Source organism: Dolichospermum circinale AWQC310F (assembly GCF_000426925.1).
Lineage (GTDB): Bacteria > Cyanobacteriota > Cyanobacteriia > Cyanobacteriales > Nostocaceae > Dolichospermum > Dolichospermum circinale.
Genome location: NZ_KE384701.1, coordinates 1 through 1256, shown reverse-complemented (window position 1 = coordinate 1256; position 1256 = coordinate 1). Strand labels below are relative to the sequence as shown.

At 41.0% G+C, this 1256-nt stretch carries 2 protein-coding genes and 1 pseudogene; 1 reads left to right on the top strand and 2 read right to left on the bottom strand.

Going from position 1 to position 1256, the window contains the following annotated elements:
- Together ACIR310F_RS23760 and ACIR310F_RS0116750 are read right to left on the bottom strand one after the other, a co-directional pair.
- On the bottom strand, positions 1 to 488 hold a 488-nt coding region (locus ACIR310F_RS23760), incomplete at its 3' end, for a glycosyltransferase family 39 protein (protein ID WP_035368270.1).
- Between the two features lie 108 nt (positions 489 to 596).
- Positions 597 to 1007: an ester cyclase gene (locus tag ACIR310F_RS0116750; protein ID WP_051289703.1), complete on the bottom strand. Its 411-nt coding sequence runs from the start codon at positions 1005 to 1007 to the stop codon at positions 597 to 599.
- A 132-nt stretch (positions 1008 to 1139) separates the two neighbouring features.
- On the opposite strand from ACIR310F_RS0116750, the pseudogene ACIR310F_RS25765 reads away from it, so the two are divergent.
- Positions 1140 to 1238, top strand: a pseudogene (locus ACIR310F_RS25765) (hypothetical protein); the annotation flags it as partial.
- Positions 1239 to 1256 lie beyond the last annotated feature (18 nt).

Genomic DNA, 1256 nt, shown 5'->3' with positions numbered 1-1256 from the left:
GAAACAGCCATTAAAGCGATCGCTACCCATCCCACAGTTTTTGACTCGAACAACTCTAGACAGAGCCAATACACGCTGGGAAAGATCAATAGACTGATCGCCGCCGATAAACTTCTTACCCCAACTATTGAATCCCCAAATACCTGCGCCCACATCCTCACCATCGTATAGTACAGGGGAGGATGCTGTGGGTCTGAGGTTATTAAATAGCGAACCGTATCGCTGACACCTCTGTCTAGATTGAGGTGTTGATATCTATCCAAGGCCGCAATAGGAATTACGCCCTGGTTAAGGACTTCTTGCTGTACTTCAGTGACAGTATGACCAGAAAGCCCTAGGAGAGTAAAAGCTTCATCGTACCAGATCGGTTTTTGACCCAAATGAGCAAAACGAAGGAAGATTCCTAGCCCAATTAGGAAAACTATTAATAATTTTAACCAAATGGGGGGATTTATCTTAGCTATTGGAGTTTGTTTTTCTAAATTCATCACCTTATTGATTCGCGATCGCGTCTTAAAATTAGCAAATTAGCACCTAAATATTCGCCCACATCCCGTGATCTTTGTCAATTGGTAAGTCCCAACATAGAATTACGGCTAAAACTTCTCGGAAGCCTGAATCTGGCTTACAATTTCCGAAAGAGGCCAATATCCCCAAGATTCCGTAATCTTCTGGTTCTCAATCTTGAATATCTCTAACGCCTCAAATTCTACTTTCATTCCAGTGGAAGCCATCCCCACAAATTCACCTAGGTGTGTAGCTGTAAAGTGACCTCGAAATACAACTTTGTCATTCTCCTCAATGAGATCGTCAATCACCACTTTGATATCTGGAAAAGCTTTGTGAGTCGTCTTCAATATCTCAATTGCATCATCGACCCTTCGCACTTGAGGTAGCCCATGATCTATATAGTTCGGCGCAATATATTTGTACGTCGCTTCATAATCTTGACTGTTATAGATTTCAAAAAACAGTCTAACCACTTCCTTATTAGTCAAGCTATCCATAGGCTCTCATTTTATCTTAACTTGTAAATCATACACTCACGTTCTTACATTGTCAACTTGTCTATGTTCTTCAGCTTCCATTCGATGAAAATAGTTGTCAGACTTGTTTAAATTTAAAATCATGATAGTGCCGCCGCTTTAGTAGTCGATGGCGAAATTGTTGCTGCTGCTCAACAAGAACGCTTTTCGAGAAAAAAGCATGATGCTGGTTTTCCTAGGATTGCCGTTTAAAACAGACAGGTATTTCCT